This is a genomic window from Bifidobacterium porcinum (assembly GCF_055378475.1).
Map to the genome: position 1 here is coordinate 1,214,166 of NZ_AP029603.1, position 21,541 is coordinate 1,235,706.

Genomic DNA, 21,541 nt, shown 5'->3' on the forward strand with positions numbered 1-21,541 from the left:
GTCTCGTTGGAGCTACTGATTGGCGTTATTTCTTACGCGGCACATAGATCTGATGATCAATCAGATCCTTGTAGTGCTCGACAATCGCCTGGCGCCGCGCCTTGAGGCTCGCCGTCAGCATACCATTCTGTTCGGTGAAGGTGTCCGGCAGGATTTCGAACTTCCTGATGGATTCAGCCCTTGATACCAGCTCGTTCGCCTTGTTGACCGCACGCTCGACCTCCGAGTAGATAATCGGATTGCGACTGGCTTCATCAAGGTTCTTGCATGGTTCGGCACCTTGGGATTCAAGCCACGCGTTGGCGTCGGCCAAATCAATCGTCACCAGTGCCGCGATGAACGGCTTGCGGTCACCGATCACCACACACTGATCGACAACAGGGGATGTCATGACGCTGGCTTCAACCTCGCCCGGAGACATGTTCTTGCCGCCGGCGGTAATGATGATATCTTTCTTGCGCCCGGTGACCTTGATGTACCCGTCTTCGCTGATATCTCCCAAATCGCCGGTATGCAGCCATCCGTCGACAATCTGGCTCTTGGTGATTTCGGGATGGTTATGGTAGCCGATGCAGACGGCCGGGCTCTTGATGCACAGCTCGTCATCATCGGCGACTGCGAAACTTACTCCTTGGAACGGCTTGCCCAATGTGCCGATACGATAGCCGACCGTCGGGTTGACGCAAGCAGGAGCGCAGGTCTCAGTCATACCGTAGCCTTCCAGCAGTGGCAGACCGACGCCGTTGAAGAAGTGCGCGATGGACCTGTCCAGAGGGGCGCCGCCACACACCGCGTATTCGCATTGTCCGCCGAAGACGTCCATGATCTGCTTGTATACGAGCTGGTTGTAGATGGCATGCTGAATCCGCAGAGAAACCGGAATGCTACCACTCTGCTGGGCACGGGACCATGCACGTGCGATATTGGTGGCACGAGCGAAAATCCGCCCTTTTGTGCCTTTGCCGGCTTTCTGCGAGGCGGCGTTGTAGATCTTCTCGAAGACTCGCGGTACAGCAAGGACGAAGGTCGGTTTGAACGCATGGAAATCAGCGAGCATCGACTTGAAATTGCTGGACAGACCGAGCGTCACATTCCCGGCGAAACACACATACTGCATGTATCGCGCGAAGACGTGGGCTAGCGGAAGGAATAGCCACAGACGACGACCGGGCTTGGTGACGACATCAGGCATGGTGATAGTGCCGGACATCACGATGAATACGAAATTTCCGTGGCTCAGCTCGATACCCTTTGGAGTACCGGTAGAACCGGACGTATAGACGATGGTCGCAAGATCGTCACCCTTGACAGCATGCGCACGTTCATAGAACTCTCGGTCGGACACGCCCTTGCCGAAAGTCTCAATGGCGTCGAGCGCATCAATCGCAATAACATAGACGTCTCCCAGCTCAGGGCATTCCTGCCGGACGGACTCGATTTTGTCACGCTGACCGTCATCTTCGGCGAAAGCCATGCGCACATGCGAATCGTTGAAAATCATGCGTACTTGTGCAGGAGAGTTGGTCTCGTATACCGGAACGGTGACTGCGCCAATGGACATGATGGCCAGATCAAGGGCAGTCCATTGCCATGATGTATGGGCGATGATGCCGACAGAATCGCCTGGCATGATGCCGCGTGCGATTAGTCCTTTGGCCAAGGCAACGACTTTGTCCTTGAATTCAAGTGCGGTGAAGTGCTGCCAGCCGCCGTCAGCGCCATGATACTCAATCAGCGTATCTTCCGGAGTCCGCTCGGCACGATCCTCAAGGATGGTGAAGATGCTGCGATCCGCATTGATCGGTGTGGTGAGTGGCTCAGTGTATTCCTTGATGATCTTTCTCGTCATGTATTCTCCCGTGGGACGAATCCCGTAGGCCTTGCAATCACATGATGATCACGAGGCCATGATGTATGGACATATCTATAAACAGTCTAATAGAAGGTGCCAATTTCAGTGACGCGTGTTGTTCTGCGTGTCACGCTGCTGGCGCATATCACCAGATTGTCAAACATTCTGTACAGTTTCTGTCCCCTGTATTCAAGGTTTGGTGCTTCTCGGACATATAGGAACCAGAGTTATTGCGAATAATCCCCGCAGGCGTTGTCGCCATATGTGTGTCGGGGCATCGGACGTGCATCCCAGCGTCTTCACCGGCCGCAGGGGATGCAACCGAGCTTGTCGTGTGGTCCGGGGAATTTCAAATGCGTATGCCTGGACATGCGCAGTGCGAGGAAAGCAGTCACCTGGCAGCCCTGATATGCCGATGCAGGCATGCGTGTACTCGGGCATGCACTGGCCTGCGGACTTCAAGCGATCTTATGGTTCCGCTGCGCAGTCCGTGTGGTTGCGTACGGACAGCATACGCAACCTGACGGAACGTCAATATCGATGGACTGCCGTACCTATATGCCGCTTCTTGCAGACGGGTTGTGTTGGTGGGGTTGTCTGGGGGTGGCGGGTTTGTGTGGTGTGGGCCTGTCGTGTGTGTGGTTTGGTGCTTGCCGGTTCACGGATGGGGTGTGGCATGGGCTTGTCCCGGCGTGCCGGGTGCCGTGGGTCGTGTGGGCGTATACGGGTAACGGGTGGTCGCCCGCCGTGTTTGTCCGGGGTATGTGGAAAAGGGAGGGGGCACGCTGGTGGTGTCCCCTCCCTGTGAGGTTTGGGTGCGGCGGCGTGCTACTCTCCCACACCCTTCCGGGTGCAGTACCATCGCCGTGCCAGGTCTTAGCTTCCGGGTTCGGAATGGGTCCGGGCGTCTCCCCTGGGCCATGGCCGCCGCAAATCTTGTGTTATACATCCCACGGGATCGTGTCTCCACGTGTTCCCTTGGGGGATCGTGGTGGGTTGGGGACCGGATAGTGGACGCGACTGAAGGAATGATCCATGTGACGTGCAGGGTGTCTCCCTGTCGTCCGGGTGATGCTTGTTCTTGCCACCCCTGACGGGGTGATCGTGTGGTGTTGCCGTTCGACTGTTAGTACCGGTCGGCTCCACCCCTCGCGGGGCTTCCACGTCCGGCCTATCAACCACGTGTTCTGCATGGAGTCTCCAGACCCCCAAGGGGGTCACGGAATCCTGATCTCGGAGCAGGCTTCCCGCTTAGATGCTTTCAGCGGTTATCCCTCCCGAACGTAGCCAACCGGCCGCGCCACTGGCGTGACGACCGGCATACCAGAGGTTCGTCCACCCAGGTCCTCTCGTACTATGGGCAGGCCTCCTCAGGATTCCAACGAGCGCAGAGGATAGAGACCAAACTGTCTCACGACGTTCTGAACCCAGCTCGCGTGCCGCTTTGATCGGCGAACAGCCGAACCCTTGGGACCTGCTCCAGCCCCAGGATGCGACGAGCCGACATCGAGGTGCCAAACCATCCCGTCGATATGGACTCTTGGGAATGATCAGCCTGTTATCCCCGGGGTACCTTTTATCCGTTGAGCGATGCCGCGCCCGTGCGCCGGCACCGGATCACTATCTCCGACTTTCGTCCCTGCTCGACCCGCCGGTCTCGCAGTCAAGCCCCCTTGTGCGATTGCACTCGACACCCGGTTGCCAACCGGGCTGAGGGGACCTTTGAGCGCCTCCGTTACTCTTTGGGAGGCAACCGCCCCAGTTGAACTACCCGCCAGGCACTGTCCCTGAAGAGGATGACTCTTCGAGGTTAGACGCCAGGTGTGGACAGAGCGGTATTTCACCTTCCGGCTCCCCGCGGGCTGGCGCCCGCGGCTCACAGCCTCCCGCCTATGCTACACAATCCAGACCTGACGACAATACCAAGGTATAGTAAAGGTCCCGGGGTCTTTTCGTCCTTCTGCGCTTAACGAGCATCTTTACTCGTACTGCAATTTCGCCGAGCTCCTGGTCGAGACAGCGGGGAAGTCGTTACGCCATTCGTGCAGGTCGGAACTTGCCCGACAAGGAATTTCGCTACCTTAGGATGGTTATAGTTACCACCGCCGTTTACCGGGGCTTGAATTCACCGCTTCACCCCAAAGGGCTGACGGATCCTCTTAACCTTCCGGCACCGGGCAGGCGTCAGTGCATATACAGCGGCTTGCGCCTTCGCATGCACCTGTGTTTTTGGTAAACAGTCGCTACCCCCTGGCCTGTGCCACCCCCCAAGGCTCAACGCGCGAGGCGCATCACCCCAAGGGGTCTCCCTTATACCGAAGGCACGGGAGTGGTTTGCCGAGTTCCTTGACCAGGATTCGCTCGATCGCCTTGGTATACTCTACCAGACCACCAGTGTCGGTTTCGGGTACGGGCGGCATGGGGCCCTGGCGCCGAAGCTTTTCTCGGCAGAAGGGATCACCGGATTCGCCCCCTAGGGGGCCCATCATCACGCCTCGGCCTTATGCCCCGCGGATTTGCCTGCGGGACGGCCTGCACGCTTGACCACGGAAAACCACCTCCGCGGCCGGCTACCTGACTGCGTCACTCCTGCGTCGGCCTACCACACGCGGGATCCCAACACCACCCGCGTCCACGCCCCGAAAGGCGCTTCCACGGGAAGCGGAGGTTAGCACACGCGCTTCGGCTTTGACGGTCCCCAGCCGGTACGGGAATATCAACCCGTTCATCCATTCGACTACGCCTGTCGGCCTCGCCTTAGGACCCGACTGACCCGGGGACGACGAACGTGGCCCCGGAACCCTTGGTCATCCAGCGGACGGGATCCTCACCCGTCTCTCGCTACTCATGTCTGCATTCTCACTCCCCCACGGTCCACGACACGCTCACGCGGCCGCTTCGCCCCATGGGGGACGCTCTCCTACCCAGCAGGAAACCTGCTGGCGCGTCTTCGGTGGTGTGCTTGAGCCCCGCTACATTGTCGGCGCGGGACCACTAGACCAGTGAGCTGTTACGCACTCTTTCAAGGATGGCTGCTTCTGAGCCAACCTCCTGGCTGTCTATGCGGCCCCACATCCTTTCCCACTTAGCACACGCTTCGGGACCTTAAACGACGCTCTGGGCTGTCTCCCTCTCGACGACGGAGCTTATCCCCCGCCGACTCACTGCCGCGCCACACCTCACGGGTATTCGGAGTTCGGCTGCTGTCGGTACCCGAACCGGGCCCTCAAGCATCCGGTAGCTCTACCCCCCGGAGGCGACACGCGACGCTGCACCTAAATGCATTTCGGAGAGAACCAGCTATCACGGAATTTGATTGGCCTTTCACCCCTAGCCCCAGGTCATCCCCCCGGTTTTCAACCCAGGTGGGTGCGGTCCTCCACGCGGTCTTACCCACGCTTCAACCTGCCCAGGGCTAGATCATCCCGCTTCGGGTCCAGGACACGCGACAAACGCCTTTTAAGACTCGCCTTCGCTACGCATACGCCACACGGCTTATGCACGCCACATGCCACTGACTCGCAGACTCATTTTTCGATAGGCACGCCGTCACCCCACAAAGAAGGCTCCGACGGATCGTAGGCGCACGGTTTCAGGAACTCTTTCACTCCCCTCCCGGGGTGCTTTTCACCTTTCCCTCACGGTACTGGTACACTATCGGTCAGACGGGAATACTTAGGCTCACCCCACGGTCGGGGCTGATTCACACGGGATTCCACGAGGCCCGTGCTACTTGGGCAAACTGTGATACCGAGACGACACGCATACGGCTACGGGGCCATCACCCTCTACGGCCAGGCATTCAATCCTGCTCGCCTCACACGTCGTTTTATCACTCGGCCCGGCCCCGTCGGAGACCGGACACACAGGCCCGCAACACCCCACGCGCAACCCCCGACGGGTATCACACGCGCAAGGTTTGGCCTGGTCCGCTTTCGCTCGCCACTACTCACGGAATATCCTTTCCTGCAGGTACTGAGATGTTTCACTTCCCTGCGTACCCCCCGCAAAAACTGCGGTGACAGCCCATGACGGCTGCCGGGTCACCCCATTCAGAAACCCTCGGATCAAAGCCAGCTCGGCGGCTCCCCGAGGCATATCGCTGCCCGCCACGTCTTTCATCGGTCCCGTCTGCCAAGGCATCCACCATACGCCCTTGCAGGCAACCCCACACACGGGGAACCCGCAAGACCAAACGAACACCGGACGACAGATCATCAACACTCTGCGATCACAAAACGATCAAACAAACAACCAGACCCCCAACAAAGGGGACCCGGTCGAAATACATCAGTACAAGCAGACCACGACCAGCCACCCCCACAGGGGCGGCCACGCGGTCCGCTCGCGTCCACTCTCCAGTTCTCAAACCACCACGCCACACCACACACCCCCACCCGGAACACCCGGGAAGGAACCCATGGCGGGCACCCGAACGCCAACCCCCACACAAGGAGGCCGTGGCGGCCAGGGAACCCAACAGCATGCCCATACCCGCCCCCCGAAAAGGAGGCGCAACGATCCTTCCACGCCAGCACGCCCGGCACCCACGGGGACGACCCCCGCGATACCATGCCAGGCAAACAATGAAATTCTCCGTAGAAAGGAGGTGATCCAGCCGCACCTTCCGGTACGGCTACCTTGTTACGACTTAGTCCCAATCACGAGCCTCACCTTAGACGGCTCCCCCCAGCAGAACTGGTCAGGCCACCGGCTTCGGGTGCTGCCCACTTTCATGACTTGACGGGCGGTGTGTACAAGGCCCGGGAACGCATTCACCGCGGCGTTGCTGATCCGCGATTACTAGCGACTCCGCCTTCACGGAGCCGGGTTGCAGGCTCCGATCCGAACTGAGACCGGTTTTCAGGGATCCGCTCCATGTCACCATGTCGCATCCCGCTGTACCGGCCATTGTAGCATGCGTGAAGCCCTGGACGTAAGGGGCATGATGATCTGACGTCATCCCCACCTTCCTCCGGGTTAACCCCGGCGGTCCCCCGTGAGTTCCCGCCATGACGCGCTGGCAACACGGGGCGAGGGTTGCGCTCGTTGCGGGACTTGACCCAACATCTCACGACACGAGCTGACGACGACCATGCACCACCTGTGAACCCGCCCCGAAGGGAAACGACATCTCTGCCGTCGTCGGGAACATGTCAAGCCCAGGTAAGGTTCTTCGCGTTGCATCGAATTAATCCGCATGCTCCGCCGCTTGTGCGGGCCCCCGTCAATTTCTTTGAGTTTTAGCCTTGCGGCCGTACTCCCCAGGCGGGATGCTTAACGCGTTGGCTCCGACACGGGACCCGTGGAAGGGCCCCACATCCAGCATCCACCGTTTACGGCGTGGACTACCAGGGTATCTAATCCTGTTCGCTCCCCACGCTTTCGCTCCTCAGCGTCAGTAACGGCCCAGAGACCTGCCTTCGCCATTGGTGTTCTTCCCGATATCTACACATTCCACCGTTACACCGGGAATTCCAGTCTCCCCTACCGCACTCCAGCCCGCCCGTACCCGGCGCAGATCCACCGTTAGGCGATGGACTTTCACACCGGACGCGACGAACCGCCTACGAGCCCTTTACGCCCAATAAATCCGGATAACGCTCGCACCCTACGTATTACCGCGGCTGCTGGCACGTAGTTAGCCGGTGCTTATTCGAAAGGTACACTCACCCCGAAGGGCTTGCTCCCAAACAAAAGCGGTTTACAACCCGAAGGCCTCCATCCCGCACGCGGCGTCGCTGCATCAGGCTTGCGCCCATTGTGCAATATTCCCCACTGCTGCCTCCCGTAGGAGTCTGGGCCGTATCTCAGTCCCAATGTGGCCGGTCGCCCTCTCAGGCCGGCTACCCGTCGAAGCCTTGGTGGGCCCTCACCCCGCCAACAAGCTGATAGGACGCGACCCCATCCCACGCCGCCAGAGCTTTCCCGGACCCCCATGCAGGAGCCCGGCACATCCGGCATTACCACCCGTTTCCAGGAGCTATTCCGGAGCATGGGGCAGGTTGGTCACGCATTACTCACCCGTTCGCCACTCTCACCCGCAAGCAAGCTTGCAGGATCCCGTTCGACTTGCATGTGTTAAGCACGCCGCCAGCGTTCATCCTGAGCCAGAATCGAACCCTCCACAAAAAAACAATGCGGAAAGCCAATAACAGACTCTCACAAAATAATTGACGGTCGCCTAATAAGGAAAGGCGACTCGCACGAAAACCCCGACCCCCATCAACCGCCCTCGCGGACTCCCACGCAGGACAATCAAACACCCCGCACGGAAGCGGGGACCGGACTGGCAATCATTGACTATAAAGAAGTAGTACAGACACGCTCTTGAGTTCTCAAACCACCACCACACACCCGACAAAACCAACCCCCCGAAGGAAGCCGGCCGGCGAGCGGCAGCAAGAGAACAACATACACCACCAACACCACCCACGCAAACCAACCACCCAACCACCACCCCACAAACCTTACAAAACACAAGCAAACACCGGCGTGTCGAAAACACCACACACCACACACAAAACAACAACAAAAATCCTCTCATCATCCCGACACGCCGATATCTTCGAGTATTCTATTTGCATTTATCGCACTGTGCCAGATCTGTTCCTCCCATGGGTCCCTGATTTTGGATAAGCTGTTCTTCATCGTCGGGCGGATATCCGCCCGCGACCATATGGAATGATCCATACACGATAATGGCCAGGGGGAATATATGCTTTGCAACACATGTAAGTTCTCAATTGATCATCCAACATCGTCCTGCCCGCGATGCGGTTCGCCGACAACCATCGGTGATGTTGGGCAGCAGCAATCCATACCCGGACGTTTATCAGCACTACTCACCACGACTCGGTCACGGTTGCACCAACTGTTCAGGAACAAGATGGTGATTATCATGGTTGTTCTCGCAGTAGTAGCTGCTGCTGGTTACGGATGCTACACAGTATTGTCTCGCACGATTTTCAGCCCAAACACCCTTGTCAATGAATACCTTGCAGCGATCGCCTCTGGTAACTATCAGCGTGCTACACAACTCGCAGAGCCCAGACTTCAAGCAAACAAGCGAGCGATGCTCACCGACAAGGTTGGGCGGGCTGAATCCTCGAGAATCTCCGAGCCTCGCGTCGTTTCGATTCGTCCACGTTCCGACGAGACATTGGCTGTAGATATCTCATATGAATTGAACGGGGAAACCTGCAGTGACGAAATTATACTTGCCCCGGATGGTTCACGATATGTGGTCTTCGACAATTGGAAAATCATCAGGCCGCTACTCAAGCAGGTCTCTTTTAGTGCGCCCAAAGGACAGGACGACTATCTTGTCAACGACGTGAAGCTTAACGCGGAACAAGCTGAAACCACAGGGCATGTCGTTGATGACAGGACGCTGACTTTTACTGCTTATCCGGGAACGTATGTCGTCAAAGCCGATGTCGGGCGGTATTTCAATACGAGTACAGTGACCATTCGTACAAACGAGAACACCCTGTTGTTTGACAGGGAGATTGACGTGGAACCCAATGCGGATTTGGAAGCCGCAATCTCAAAGGAGATGCGAAGCGCATTGAATGAATGCGCGACCATGAAGACGCTGAGGAGCGAAGCATGTCCTTTCGGTTTCACACCGATCTATTGGTCAGGTGAAGATCCCGCCATCAGCAACATCAGCTGGTCGATGGATTTCTATCCGACAATCGACAATGTCAGCATAGATGGGACTTACAGCACCAGATATGACGGAAGGGTGAAACGCACGTTCGAGGCACCGGATGACTTCAACAAGGAAATACGCAGAATGTGGACAGGGTACGAGACTTTCTCGGTCGAGGGGAAATATGCAGTTGATGGGGACAGAGTAGTGGTCGAGATGAACACCTATGGATCATACTTCTGAAAAACCGTAACATGGCATAATACATTTCGGTGTTGAAGTAGGGGGCAATGCAATACAGTGCGTATGAAGTTCGGCAGTCTGACCGGCTTGAAAGCCACCATGGTGTTCGTAAGGTGTTCGTATGTTCGGACAGCCCGAAAGCCGGTCACGACCGAACCCACCTGTCGTGACAAGATAGGTTCACTGATTCTACCCAAGCGGGGCTCATAATCATGGCGTCCATCATTGACAAGCGGCAACAACTGCGAGGGTGTTCTAGTTCCACAGTTTGTTGAGCGCACAGTGTCACTGGCACAAACATGCGAAGAGTCAAGAGTCACCGATGTGCTTCAACCCACACACCGGTGATTGTAAACTCAGTCGCCGTGCCGTTGCCCCCTGCCGGTGACAACGATAATCACCAGTGCAGAGAAACCAAGCAGGATGCCAGGGGTCATGCCCTTGGCGAACGCACCGAAGTTGCTGCCAATCAGAAGGCCGATATAACCGACGACCCCGAAGACGATGCCGATGACACCGATGATGAGCAGCGCCCTGCGCAGGTTAGTATTCATGATGAATATCCTTCCCCGTGCAGGCATCATCGGACTCTCTTTCAGCGAGCACAATGGCTTTGGCGCTGCCCGTCACAGAAAACGACACAACACGATGGCCTTGCGCGGCAAGTTCATTCGCAGCGTGCTCGATCGCTGCAGCCATATCGCTGGCTTTCGGATGATACCCAATTTCAACAGTCTTATACATGAGATGCAGTCCTCCTGCCGGCAGGCTAAGGCATGAAAATCTACCCGTCGCGAACAGGAGATGGCAGCAAGTTGAACGTCAAGGAAACACTACAAGAGAAGAGAAGCTGGATAACAGTGCAGGCGGAATACCAGTTGAGGCCACAAGCAGGACTGCCTGTCAGCAAGCAGCATACTGTATTACATGACAGCAATACAGCAATGCGGGCTTGTCACTTGCTGTCCCGCTCCCATGAAACGTCGTCATCATGTTCCTCGAGCGCATTATCCAGCATCATTTGCAGTTGCGGGCGGCGCGGGTACATCACTCGCAACCGCTCTCGCTCCTGTACCGCGCGGTCACGAGCGCCAAAGCGTATGCACTGCCTGAAGATGCGCTGAATCTTCGCCCGGTTCTTCTCGGTATCCTCATGGAGCAGATCGCCATCGGCGTCCTGTAACGGATGCATCAGCATCGAGACCACTGCCTCGCGCTGAGATAGAGCCGCAACCGGCGCAAGCGTACTGAACAAAGAATCCCAGTCCTCGACACTATCGCTCATGAGAATCGGCCCGCATCCACCGACGGGAGGTTTCCGCCGACGGAGATAATTCCACGCGGCATCACCCAGTTGCTCTTGCACCAGCAGCTGTTCGTACGAGACATTGCGATTGTCGCGCCCGATGAATACTTTGTTGTCGAATTCCTCGAACAATTCGACAATGCGATCGCGAATTTGTGGCCATTCATCGCCGGCGAGGTCCTTCGCCATGGCAAGGTAGCGGTGCGCGGGAACGATATCGGACACAATCGCGTACACTGCGATTCTCAGCAAGCCCTGGTTGTCATCGAAATGCTCATACGCAGCCTCCAATACGTCAAACACTCCTCCGGGCAGGCCATGCCTGGCAATCTCACCCGGGCTTGGAGGGACAGTATTTTCTGCGGTATTGCCAACCTTGCCATCACCGGCAACGCCGCCACCGGTACCCTTGCGATAATCATTCTCGCCAGCGCAAAGCATCGAGTCCAGATCCTGCCGAAAACGCGCATGCCCTGGCACGCCTGGATTTCGCTGCAGCCCATCATGTACGCGCTCAGCTGCGTAGCGCAACGCGGTGGTGACATCCTTCATCCCGAAGTAGCGTTCAAGAATATCTCTGACCGTTTCCCACTGGGGGTCGGTAAGCAGATCCTGCTGGAGAAAACGGTACCCGAACCGGTAGCTCATCGTCGCAGCAAGCAACGATTCCATAGTTCCGTGTGGCCGCTCCTCGATGAAATTCTCATCATGGAAGTCATTGTTCTTGCTCATTGCTCTCCTCATTCCCACCGTCAGAGTCATCGGTATCTTCATCTGTTGTTTCCGGCTCTTGCTCGCTCTCCGTGACGCCGCAGTACGGTAGCAACCGCGTATGCAACCATTCGCGCTGCGGAAACATGCAAACAATCTGAGTAGCCAATTCATGGGCCAGCTCCTCACCGAACACCGTTTCAATCCTGCTGATCCACGCCGCCACATAACGCACCGAGGCATCGTTATTCACTCGGTAGAACTCCGAATCAGGTTGCAGCAGCATCGTGCACACCCGGCCCTTCCACCATTCCGGATCGGTTTGCGCCACCAGATCAAGCAGATTCAGCAATACCCGGGGATTCGCATTGTGCCGGCAATATATTGCGGCAGCTTGCGGCAAATGCTCTTCCCGTAGCAATCGTTCATATGCCGGATTGTTTCCACCATAGGAAATCTCCAGCGAATGCCGGGATGCGAAATCAACGATGGCGTCTCGGTCCTCCTGCCAATGCTCCCCCGAGACCTGGCGAAGCCGTTGCACGTACACCGCTTCGGGCAGAGTGCGGGCCATGAGGATGTACCTGCTGTACATGTGCCTCAGTCCCTCGCGATCACCAAGACGCTCATATGCGGCTTCAAGGAAAGTGAACCAACCGTGAGGCAGCTGTGCAACATCTGTGGGGTGGAACAGCGGAACCAGCAACCGCATGTTTGCATTCGTCTGATTGCCCCGCTGGGCAGAAGTCGCTGACCGTTTAGTGTATGAATCGTTCGTGCGAATCAACGACACCAAGTGCAACTGTGAATCAGGCAATCCCAAAGCGGTTTCCAGCACGCGGCGAACCGCTTTCCAATCCTGCTCGTCCAACGCATCAACGGCTTTCCAGCCGTTCGCGCCCGGAAACTGATCATTCCAATACCAACGAATTGCCTCCGAAGCGTCGTTCGGGAGAGCGGCATCTGCCAGCCGCTCATCTTGCTGGTCCGCAATCGTCAGGAGCACTGCACCCACATGCTTGCAATACGAGTGTTTCTGGCCGTAGGGGCATGTGCACGCGGCCGACATAACCGCACCACCGTGAATGCGGATATCGACATCATAGAATCCGAGCGAGCCCGCCACCTGTGCATGCCACAAATCGGCGTCATCCGTGGATTGTCTGATATCGGTGACCATGCCGGCATCACGGTACCCATACGCACGGTCGAGAATCCGCTGGTCAAACAGCGACGAAAAATCCATGAGTTTACACGTGTGCTGGCCGTTCCCCATCTCCGCCTCCATCGATGACGCTAACGTTGCGCGTTGCTGAGTATTGTAGCGGGAGTATTGGATGCGGGTTGTGCGAAGACGATGACGGGAATGTGGCGCGCGAGGGCACGACAGGCATTCGCCGAGGGAATACACGTATTGTTGAGTCCAAGCGAGACACGCTTATGCCACATAGGCGTAGCGAAGTCGAAATGCAGGCATGCCAGGCATGATTGACCGTCGCGCGTCCCGGACTGAATCGTTAACACGCATGGCTGTGGTATTGGAGATGCGTATCTCGCGTATCTGTAGTACCTCCCCGACCGTATCTTCGCTATTTGTGTTCATGTATGTTCAACATCGCAGGTACTCGCCGCAGAATATCAATAACCCTACTTCGGATATCAGGTGTTGACGAACACAGATACACAAGATGGTTTCCAGCAGGTACTACAGATAACGCAGATAGCTACACACCAACGCGCAACAGGGTGACACCCGCCCTCCTTCGCCCTGCTCCCCACCCAAAAGGAAAGGAAACCACAATACGTTGGGAACAGGATGGGGAAAAAACGGCAATGACCGGCTCGGGAGCCAACGCTGGATGTGCCCGGGTTGCAGGACGACGGGCGCGACACGCGGCCATCCCGGACGACACCGTGTCCTCGCATGCGAATGGGCATGCTACATGAAGAGCGCCAAGCCGGAACCCGGCACCTCAATCGAATGGACTGACCTGCACATGCCCGTCTTCAACACCTGAACGTGAAGTCTAAAGCAATAACTTTGGCTCCTATATGCCGCGTCGGCAGAAGGTGTGACGCACGGTTTGCGAGCTACAGGAGCACCGGCATTGGAACACTTGTTGGCCTATACGCCCACAAAGAACGAAGTCTAAAGCACCACGTTTTTCCTATACGCCCAATGAACAATACGGGTGCATACCTCCCCAGACTTTGCTGGACGACACGCTGATGGAGCAGTCACGGAAGGTGCATGGGGGTGATACGGAAACAGCCCCCGGTGACCCGGGGGCTGATGGAGCTCCTGCGGCTGGGCTTGAACCAGCGACCGTCCGATTAACAGTCGGATGCTCTGCCAACTGAGCTACGCAGGAATATCTGCTTTCGCTTTGTCCGTGGGATTAACTCCCGCGCACAATTGATATATATTACACGTGTCGAGCGGATATGCAAATCGGGCTGGCATCCGGCGTGTCGCAAGTCATTGCAATCATTCGGACTCAATCAGACACCGTCCGCTGACCGTTCTCACTGCATCGTGCACGCGTAGTCGTGACTGGAGCAAGACCTCGCGTGCACGCCCGCAGCCCGTCGGCACTGTCGGCCTCGTCGCCCCGGCAACATCCTCACCCGCTCACCCGCTCACACGCTGATCGTCGTCAGCGGCATGGCCGAGTCAATCGGGAAATCCGGATCGGACGGCTTGACGCCAGCCTCGACCAGGTTCACGCCAAGCATCGCGACCATCGCCCCGTTGTCTGTGCACAGCTTGATCTGCGGGATACGAACCTCCACCCCGCAACGCTCTCCTTCTTCAAGCAGCTTGGCTCGCAGCTGGGAGTTTGCCGAAAAACCACCTCCGACAATCAGCGTCTTCGACCCATATTGTTCGCAGCCGTGCATCGCCTTGCGGGCCAACACGCTCGCCACGGAATCCGCCAACGACGCGCACACGTCATCCACCGGAATGGCACGTCCTTCGGCCTGCTGCTCCTCGATCCACCGGGCGACAGCGGTTTTCACACCGGAGAAGCTGAAATCGTACGGATGCTCCCGTCCGGCCTTACCCTGCGTCAACCCTTGGGGCACGCGGATGGCATGCGGATTGCCCTGCTGCGCGTGCCGGTCGATATGCGGGCCACCCGGATACGGGAATCCCAGCAGGCGCGCAACCTTGTCGAAGCACTCCCCCGCCGCATCATCGAGCGTGGTGCCAACGACATCAATATGCCGCGCGACATCCTCGACATGCAGCAGTGACGTATGCCCGCCGGAAACAATCAGCGCGAGCGTGTCCGGCGGAAATGCGCCGAATTGCAGCTGCGTAACCGCAATATGCCCGATGACATGATTGATACCGTAAATCGGCTTGTGCGCAGCCCATGCAAGCGCTTTGGCTCCGGAAACCCCGACGGCGAGGCAGCCTGCCAGCCCAGGGCCTGCGGACACGGCGATCGCATCGACGTCGGAAAGCTCAAGCCCGGCATCCGCGAGCGCCTGCTGGACGCAGGGCACGAAGGCTTCGGCATGAGCGCGTGAGGCGATTTCGGGGATGACACCACCGTAGCGCGCATGCTCGTTCATGGATGAGGAGACGACGTTGGAAAGCAGAGTGGTGCCCCGAACGATGGCTGCGGCGGTTTCGTCGCAGGTTGATTCAATGCCGAGAATGGTTGGCTGGTTCATGGTTGATTCCTTTGGATGCTGATCATATGCGTTGCAATGCGTGCCGTTCACGCTTGCTGTTTTTTCGTGCTGTTCGTACGTTTCTCAAGGCGTCTCACGGGTCATGTCGCATGCCGTCCGTCGCGTCATCACTGGGAAGCGCAAATCCGGCGATATGGGGTGTCAGATCGAGCGCCATGGTGTAGGCGTCGACGTTATCCGGCTGATAGTAGTGTTTGCGCCGGCCGAGTGTGGTGAATCCTTGATGCCGGTACAGTGCCAGCGCGGGTTCGTTGTCGACGCGCACTTCGAGCAGGATGCGCTGGGCGCTTTGCTCTCGTGCACGGTCGATGAGTTTGCCCAGCAGCCGTGTTGCGATGCCTTGGCGTTGATATGCGCGGGCGACGCCGATGGTCATGATTTCTGCGTCGTCACCGTCATACCAATAGCCGGCATATCCACGGATTGGCAGGGTTCCGGGCTGCGCCGCCGTCGAATGGTCGATGGCGGAATCAGAAACGATATCAATCAGGTACGTGCGCGCGGGTGCGTCGAGTTCTTGGCGAATCATGGTACTTGTCCACGATCCGCGCCCGAACAGGTCGCGTTCGAGCACGGCGAGCGTGGCGATCAGCGGTTCGCGTTCGAGTGTGGTGTAGTCGACAATCATGGCTGTCGGTCCGTATGTCTTGTATCCCAGTTCAGCTACGTGGTCAACGGCTGTCGGCTGCGGTTGCGGCGCCGTGGTTGAGCACGTGTTTGAGCGGATTGGGGATGGACACGTCGGGCCGGCGCAGATACAGGGGTTCTGCGCTTGCCGGGGTCGCTCCCGCGTTAAGCTGGGTCATAGCCAGTTCAGCGAAGGCCCGCAATCCTGGTTCGCCTTGTTCCGGCAGGGATGCATCGAGGACGGCACCCGGGTGTTCAAGCTGGTTCCAAGCTTGGCTGTAGCGTTGGGCACCATGTCCGATGACGTCGACGATGATGTCAATCTGTCTGCCGCGCCCGTCGGCCTCTCGCAGCTGTTGGACGACGGCGTTCACCCGTTGCACGATATTGTCCGGGTAGTCGATATCCATGCCGATCAACGTGGCGATACGACCGCGTTCTTCCACGGGTTGCGAGGTGCGCAACGCGTCGAGGTAGGCCTGCGCATCGACGAGCTGGAAGTACAGTTGGCGGCGCCTGGCATCGTTGACGGCAAGAATGAGCCTGTACGGCTCGTCCGGATCGGTGTCCTCATCTTGCGCCTGTTCGCCGGTGATGGATGTGAGGCTGCCGTCTTCTTTGCGCAGGAGGCCGAGTAGCGTCTGCGCGTCGAGAATGTTCTGCCCGATCAGCTGGGCACCGGTCGCAAAAGCGAGTGCTTTGGCGGTGACGATTCCCGCCCTGAGCCCGGTAAACGGCCCCGGACCGGTGCCTACGATGATGCGGCTGATGTCCTGCGGCTGGATGTTCGCCTGCTCGCAGGCGCGGCTGATATTGACTTGGAGGCGTTCGACATGGGTTCGTGAGTCGGTTTCGATGATGGGCTCGTGTCCGACGAGCCCCACCGTCGAACCATATGATGTGTCGATGACCAGCGTATGCGTCATGGTGCCTCCTGCGTGTTTGCGGATCCTCAGTTACTTTACTCTTGTCGCGCGGGTGATGCTCGGGCGTTGAAGCTTGCAGTGCCCAGGCAAGGACGTGAGCGGCGCTTACCGGAGGTCGGCTATGGCGTCAATCCGTCGCCGCCATGGTTGACCGACGGGGATGAGTTCGACGGTTCTGATGCCGTCACTAGTCAGTTCCGGCGTGGCGCTTTCCGCTCCCCTGCCAGTGTGCGGGGCGGCTGGCAAAGGCCTGCCGATGTGGATGTCGAGCCGTTCGTCGGCGAGCGCGGCAGCCATTTGCTCGCCCCATTCCATGAGGATCACGGTGTTGTCGCTCGGGTTGTCGAGTTCTTCGTCAAGGCCGATGGATTCTAGCTCGTCAAGCAGCCGGTCCACGCTGTCTTGTCCCGGCGCGTACGCGTTTCCACCCAGCCGGTAGGCGTCGACATGGATGAGGGTTGCCGGCGTACCGTCGGCGAATCGGCCGTGCAGTTCGCGTGCGATGGTGAATGTGGGCGACACGACGGGCTCGTCGGCGTGCAGTCCGGCGCCGATGCCTTGGGCGAGCGTGGTTTTCCCGGCTCCCAGCGGCCCGGACAGGAGCAGGACGTCACCGCCGTGCAGCATGCTGCCGATGCGGATGCCGAGCGCGCGCATCGCGTCGGCGGTGGGAACTTCGACGCTCAGCGTCGTGCCGGTCTCGCTGTGGGCTGTGTTAGCGCCGCCCACGTTGGTATGGGTTGTACCGGTATAACTTACGTTTGGATTGATGGTGTGTGTCATGGCGTGTTCTCGATGTCTGGTTGTTCGGTGTGTCCGGTTCTTGTTCAGGCCGCCGGCCTGCCTTTGCGGGCGATGAGCTGGATGGCTTGTTCGAGCGCGTATACGGGGTCGCCGCCGTTGGTTTTGCTTTGTTCGTCGGCCCACGCGAGCTGTTGGATGCATGCGGACAGCCCTGCGGAGGTCCAACCGGTCAGCTGGCGCATGGTGTTGCGCATGACCCATGGGTTGGTTTTCGCTTCAGCCACGGAAATGGTGCCCGCTCGCACGGCTGATGCCTTGGCGATGGTGCGCAGTTTCAGGGCGAGCGCGCCGATGAGCGCGATCGGGTCGGTGCCCTGTTGGACAGCCGATCGCATGGCGATGATGGCTTGTGTGGTGTTGCCCGCCATGGCGGTGTCGGCGACGGTGAAGCCGGTGACCTGCGGATTGGCGGTCAAGTACTGGTTCACACGATCAAGCCCGATGGGGTCATCGTCGAAATCGAAGCACAATTGTTCGCACATGGCGGCGAGCTCGCCAGTACGCTCTCCAAGGACCGCGACAAGTTGCTGCGCGGCCGCAGGCTCAATCCGCCGGTGCCGTTGTTCGAACTGCGAGGTGACGAACTGGACTTTAGCCTTCGGTTTTTTCAGGTCGGCTGGCTTGTCGACACGCGCTCCGGCGCGAGTCAGCTCCTCGAGCAGCCGTTTGCCTTTGGGGCCGCCTTCATGCTGGGCGATGACAATGCTTGCCTGCCCGGGGTCGGCGACTGCCTGCTTACAGTAGGCGACCATGCTGTCGCCGAGCTGTTCGTCGGCGTTCTGCATATTGGTGACGGTCACGATGGATACAGGCGACAGCAACGAGGGGCTGACGGCTTCGTCGAAGGCGTAACGGTCTGCCGTAGAGGCATCGAGCTCCACGGTTTCGGCGTCAGGCCGCGCGGCTGAGGCCTGTCGACGCATATCGCGTACGGCTTCCTCGTTGAGGTAGGAATCCCCGCCACAGACAATGCAGAACGGCGGGAAAGTGTGTTTCGTGGCTGCCATGGTTCCAATCTCGCTGTATCGGTGGACATCTTCGGGTGTGTGAGGTATCGGGATGCGACAAGTCATCAATCGTGCCGGTGCCATTGGTCGTCGATCATACCGCGTGTTTCGGCAAGCCATACCCCAATCTTCCCGCATGCCCGCCATGGGCGTCCCGCCGGAGTGCAACCCGCACGGCTGTTGCCCGCGATCGGCGGGTGCGGCCGTCGTGTGTGTCCGGGATTCATGAAGGTGCATGTATCCTGCCCGGATTGTTCCCGGCCCGCTCGCGGGCGACCATAGCGGATTGCACGGTCGCCTATGGCATGCGCACCCAAACGGATGATGCCGGGCAGCAACGCGATGACCGCTTGCACGGCGAGTGCCAGTAGCGCCCCCGGGATGCCGGACGGCCATGCCAACGCTGTCCAATCCGGGGCCGCGCACACATGGGCGGTCCACGCCATGATGGCGGTACCGCAACTAGCCAGCCATGCGGCCGCGAACGCCAAAGCCGGCACGAACGGCGCGAGTATCAGCGCAATCAGCCCGGTGATGGTGGCCCAGCTGACAAACGGCGCCACCATGATGTTGGCAAGGACGGACAGCAGCGGGATCTGCGGTTCCATAAGGATTTGTATGGGCAAGGTGAATATCTGCGCGGACAGGGTCGTTGCGACCGCTTGACTTGCTGTGTGCGGCAGTCGGCGATCCAATCGCCGTTGCAACGGCGGGGTGCACAGAGTGATGCCGAGCACCGCCGCACTGGAAAGCGCATACCCGTAGCTTGCGGATTTTCCCGGAGCAAGCGCCAACACCATAATCGTGGTCCATGCGAGCGCACTGGCGGTCTGCGGCGGACGACCGAAAAGCATGCCGATGGCGCTGAACGTTCCCATGATCTGGGCGCGCAGCACGGAATCCGACGGGTACACGAGGATGGCGAGCCCCTGATAGGCTGCGATAACGCCGATCGCGGCAACAGGGCGTGGCAGGCGAATGGCGGCGCCCAGCCATTGGGCCAGTTGGGCGACGAGAATGAAATGTCCGCCGGACACGGCCATCAGGTGCATGATGCCACTCGTGCGGAATTCCTGTTCGACCCGTGCCGCATACGTGGTGTCCGGCTGTTCCAAGGCACCCGGACCGATGTAATCCTGTCCGAGCAAGCCGCAAGTCAATCCCGGCACGAGAATCCGGCCTTGATCCGACAGTCCCGCGGTCACGGCGGCGAAGTTGTGGCGCATCCGATTGGCAAGAGAGCGGGCAGGTTGCGGCGCGCGCGTAATCCCGGTGTGCTTAAGGTCATCCACCCACAGCGGTCGACTGCCGAATGCGGCTGGGCTCACGCTTGCCTGTGTGCGAATCTGCATGCCGTGGTCGAGGCTGATACAGGTGTCGCCATTGGCAAACAGCCGTGCGCTCGCATGCGAGGGTGTCACGCGCGCAGCTTCATGCACACCGATGATGGTGACATCCGCCTGGCAATCAGCCCCGCGTCTCGATGATGCGGTCATCGGCGTGTCGATACGCATATCAAGCGTGGATAGTCGCGACGCTGACGTCTGTTGGGCTACACGCATGGCTGGATCACGTTGTTGCGTCCGCTGGTGGGCACTTGAGACCAGTATTCCTGCCCCGCCCGCCGTAAGGATCATGACCAGCAGCACGATGCCTGCGCCTGTGGGAACCGTGCCCCGCCATGCTGTGCGGATAATGCAGGCAAGACTACGGCGGGCATATATCATCGCTGCGAGCAATGCGAGGCTGACAGGAAAAATCACAAGAAAAGCGTGCATCATGGACGCCGTCCATAACCGGGCACCCGGGGAGGCGCCAGCAACGGGGTTGGCACGGTTGCAGACTGCCGAGGCGGCGCGCTCCCCCGCCCACATGGCAATGGCGACAGGCAGTAGTCTCAGATCGCGGCGGCCATCGAGCCGCACTCCGGTTGACGTCCGGCTCATCGGACGACCGCCTGGGCTCGCAGTTTTTCGAGGGTTTTCGCCCCGATGCCGCTGACGTTGAGCAGATCGTCGACGCTGGAGAACCGGCCATGCTCATTCCTGTAGTCGATGATGCGTTGCGCGGTGACCGGACCGACGCCGTTCAAGGTTTGCAGCTGTGCGGCATCCGCAGTGTTGATGTCGATACGCCCGTCATCCGTTGCAGCCGGTGTCGGCGCAGGCGCGTCGGACTGTTGTACGGCACCGGATCGTCCGCTCTGCCCGTCTTCCCCTGCTTGCGACTGCCCGCCGGCGACTGTGCCGGCATCTGGTGTCGCATCGTTCGGGGATGCGAAGGCCGATCCCATGGTAGGGGCGACAGATGCATGGGTTGCGGCATCGTGCCCGTCAAGCCGTGCAAGATTGACGGATTGCCGGATCAGGAGCCCCAAACTGGCGCATAACGCGCCAATGAGTATGAGCATGATGATGGCGGCCTGACCGGGGGTGCAGGTCAGTCGCGGGCGACGTTTCCCCGGCGTGTCTTGGCATGCCACGGCCGCATCTGTGCTTCTCACGCCGGCAAGCGCGGCGAGACTGGTATGCCCCGTGCCGGTTGCCGGTTCGGCTGATTCGCCGGCAGGCGCCAGACCTGTCTCAGATGCGGCCACTGAGGCAGTGTTCGTTTTGGTTCCGCCGGCGGACTCGGCCGCCGCCCCTGCTCTACAAGGCGGCGGAGGCGGCGAAAGCAGACTGCCCGGGGACGCGTCATCATACT

Annotated in this window: 13 protein-coding genes, 1 tRNA gene and 3 rRNA genes; 1 reads left to right on the forward strand and 16 read right to left on the reverse strand. The window is 59.0% G+C overall.

Annotation, left to right across the window (positions count from 1 at the left end):
- Positions 1 to 25: 25 nt before the first annotated feature.
- The 4 genes from ACZ41G_RS04770 to ACZ41G_RS04785 all read right to left on the reverse strand — a co-directional run bounded on the left by ACZ41G_RS04770 (position 26) and on the right by ACZ41G_RS04785 (position 7,984).
- Entirely contained in the window at positions 26 to 1,849 is a 1,824-nt protein-coding gene (locus ACZ41G_RS04770) for an AMP-dependent synthetase/ligase (protein ID WP_464144714.1), read from the reverse strand.
- Between the two features lie 818 nt (positions 1,850 to 2,667).
- A 5S ribosomal RNA gene (rrf, locus tag ACZ41G_RS04775) occupies positions 2,668 to 2,784 on the reverse strand.
- A 174-nt stretch (positions 2,785 to 2,958) separates the two neighbouring features.
- Positions 2,959 to 6,022, reverse strand: a 23S ribosomal RNA gene (locus ACZ41G_RS04780).
- A gap of 432 nt (positions 6,023 to 6,454) precedes the next feature.
- Positions 6,455 to 7,984, reverse strand: a 16S ribosomal RNA gene (locus tag ACZ41G_RS04785).
- The 16S, 23S and 5S rRNA genes sit together here, the layout of an rRNA operon.
- A gap of 757 nt (positions 7,985 to 8,741) precedes the next feature.
- On the opposite strand from ACZ41G_RS04785, the gene ACZ41G_RS04790 reads away from it, so the two are divergent.
- The gene (locus ACZ41G_RS04790; RefSeq protein WP_464144715.1) at positions 8,742 to 9,752 is read left to right on the forward strand and encodes a hypothetical protein; all 1,011 of its coding nucleotides are present in this window, start codon (positions 8,742 to 8,744) and stop codon (positions 9,750 to 9,752) included.
- Positions 9,753 to 10,108: 356 nt separating this feature from the next.
- Here ACZ41G_RS04790 and ACZ41G_RS04795 read toward each other — a convergent pair whose 3' ends face one another.
- From ACZ41G_RS04795 to ACZ41G_RS04850, 12 genes are all read right to left on the reverse strand, one after another.
- Positions 10,109 to 10,306, reverse strand: a complete 198-nt coding sequence (locus ACZ41G_RS04795; RefSeq protein ID WP_464144717.1) for a hypothetical protein — start codon at positions 10,304 to 10,306, stop codon at positions 10,109 to 10,111.
- Positions 10,296 to 10,496: a hypothetical protein gene (locus ACZ41G_RS04800; RefSeq protein ID WP_015451225.1), complete on the reverse strand. Its 201-nt coding sequence runs from the start codon at positions 10,494 to 10,496 to the stop codon at positions 10,296 to 10,298. The genes ACZ41G_RS04795 and ACZ41G_RS04800 overlap by 11 nt, the downstream gene beginning before the upstream one ends.
- A gap of 211 nt (positions 10,497 to 10,707) precedes the next feature.
- Entirely contained in the window at positions 10,708 to 11,790 is a 1,083-nt protein-coding gene (locus ACZ41G_RS04805) for a hypothetical protein (protein WP_464144719.1), read from the reverse strand.
- Positions 11,774 to 13,015: an SWIM zinc finger family protein gene (locus ACZ41G_RS04810; protein WP_464144720.1), complete on the reverse strand. Its 1,242-nt coding sequence runs from the start codon at positions 13,013 to 13,015 to the stop codon at positions 11,774 to 11,776. Before ACZ41G_RS04810 ends, ACZ41G_RS04805 begins: the two co-directional genes overlap by 17 nt.
- A gap of 1,053 nt (positions 13,016 to 14,068) precedes the next feature.
- Positions 14,069 to 14,141, reverse strand: a tRNA-Asn gene (locus tag ACZ41G_RS04815).
- 268 nt (positions 14,142 to 14,409) lie between these two features.
- Positions 14,410 to 15,453 carry a tRNA (adenosine(37)-N6)-threonylcarbamoyltransferase complex transferase subunit TsaD gene (gene tsaD / locus ACZ41G_RS04820; protein WP_464144722.1) on the reverse strand — a complete coding sequence of 348 codons (1,044 nt, stop codon included), beginning with the start codon at positions 15,451 to 15,453 and terminating at the stop codon, positions 14,410 to 14,412.
- Between the two features lie 94 nt (positions 15,454 to 15,547).
- Positions 15,548 to 16,102, reverse strand: a complete 555-nt coding sequence (gene rimI, locus ACZ41G_RS04825) for a ribosomal protein S18-alanine N-acetyltransferase (RefSeq protein ID WP_464144724.1) — start codon at positions 16,100 to 16,102, stop codon at positions 15,548 to 15,550.
- Positions 16,103 to 16,145: 43 nt separating this feature from the next.
- A complete protein-coding gene (tsaB, locus tag ACZ41G_RS04830; protein WP_464144725.1) occupies positions 16,146 to 17,027 on the reverse strand; it encodes a tRNA (adenosine(37)-N6)-threonylcarbamoyltransferase complex dimerization subunit type 1 TsaB in 882 nt (293 codons plus the stop codon).
- 105 nt (positions 17,028 to 17,132) lie between these two features.
- Positions 17,133 to 17,684 carry a tRNA (adenosine(37)-N6)-threonylcarbamoyltransferase complex ATPase subunit type 1 TsaE gene (tsaE, locus tag ACZ41G_RS04835; RefSeq protein ID WP_044098754.1) on the reverse strand — a complete coding sequence of 184 codons (552 nt, stop codon included), beginning with the start codon at positions 17,682 to 17,684 and terminating at the stop codon, positions 17,133 to 17,135.
- A gap of 170 nt (positions 17,685 to 17,854) precedes the next feature.
- A complete protein-coding gene (gene holA / locus ACZ41G_RS04840) occupies positions 17,855 to 18,838 on the reverse strand; it encodes a DNA polymerase III subunit delta (protein ID WP_412170679.1) in 984 nt (327 codons plus the stop codon).
- A 65-nt stretch (positions 18,839 to 18,903) separates the two neighbouring features.
- Complete coding sequence (locus ACZ41G_RS04845) at positions 18,904 to 20,601, reverse strand: ComEC/Rec2 family competence protein (RefSeq protein WP_464144726.1); 1,698 nt, start codon at positions 20,599 to 20,601, stop codon at positions 18,904 to 18,906.
- Positions 20,602 to 20,780: 179 nt separating this feature from the next.
- Positions 20,781 to 21,434, reverse strand: a complete 654-nt coding sequence (locus ACZ41G_RS04850; RefSeq protein WP_464144728.1) for a ComEA family DNA-binding protein — start codon at positions 21,432 to 21,434, stop codon at positions 20,781 to 20,783.
- Between the last annotated feature and the right edge of the window lie 107 nt (positions 21,435 to 21,541).

Coding starts and splice junctions, on each gene's coding strand:
- ACZ41G_RS04805 (WP_464144719.1), bottom strand. CDS start 11,790: ATGAGCAAGAACAATGACTTCCATGATGAGAATTTCATCGAGGAGCGG.
- tsaE (WP_044098754.1), bottom strand. CDS start 17,684: ATGCGCGCGCTCGGCATCCGCATCGGCAGCATGCTGCACGGCGGTGAC.
- tsaD (WP_464144722.1), bottom strand. CDS start 15,453: ATGAACCAGCCAACCATTCTCGGCATTGAATCAACCTGCGACGAAACC.
- ACZ41G_RS04795 (WP_464144717.1), bottom strand. CDS start 10,306: ATGAATACTAACCTGCGCAGGGCGCTGCTCATCATCGGTGTCATCGGC.
- ACZ41G_RS04800 (WP_015451225.1), bottom strand. CDS start 10,496: ATGTATAAGACTGTTGAAATTGGGTATCATCCGAAAGCCAGCGATATG.
- holA (WP_412170679.1), bottom strand. CDS start 18,838: ATGGCAGCCACGAAACACACTTTCCCGCCGTTCTGCATTGTCTGTGGC.
- ACZ41G_RS04790 (WP_464144715.1), top strand. CDS start 8,742: ATGGTGATTATCATGGTTGTTCTCGCAGTAGTAGCTGCTGCTGGTTAC.
- rimI (WP_464144724.1), bottom strand. CDS start 16,102: ATGATTGTCGACTACACCACACTCGAACGCGAACCGCTGATCGCCACG.
- ACZ41G_RS04770 (WP_464144714.1), bottom strand. CDS start 1,849: ATGACGAGAAAGATCATCAAGGAATACACTGAGCCACTCACCACACCG.
- tsaB (WP_464144725.1), bottom strand. CDS start 17,027: ATGACGCATACGCTGGTCATCGACACATCATATGGTTCGACGGTGGGG.
- ACZ41G_RS04810 (WP_464144720.1), bottom strand. CDS start 13,015: ATGGATTTTTCGTCGCTGTTTGACCAGCGGATTCTCGACCGTGCGTAT.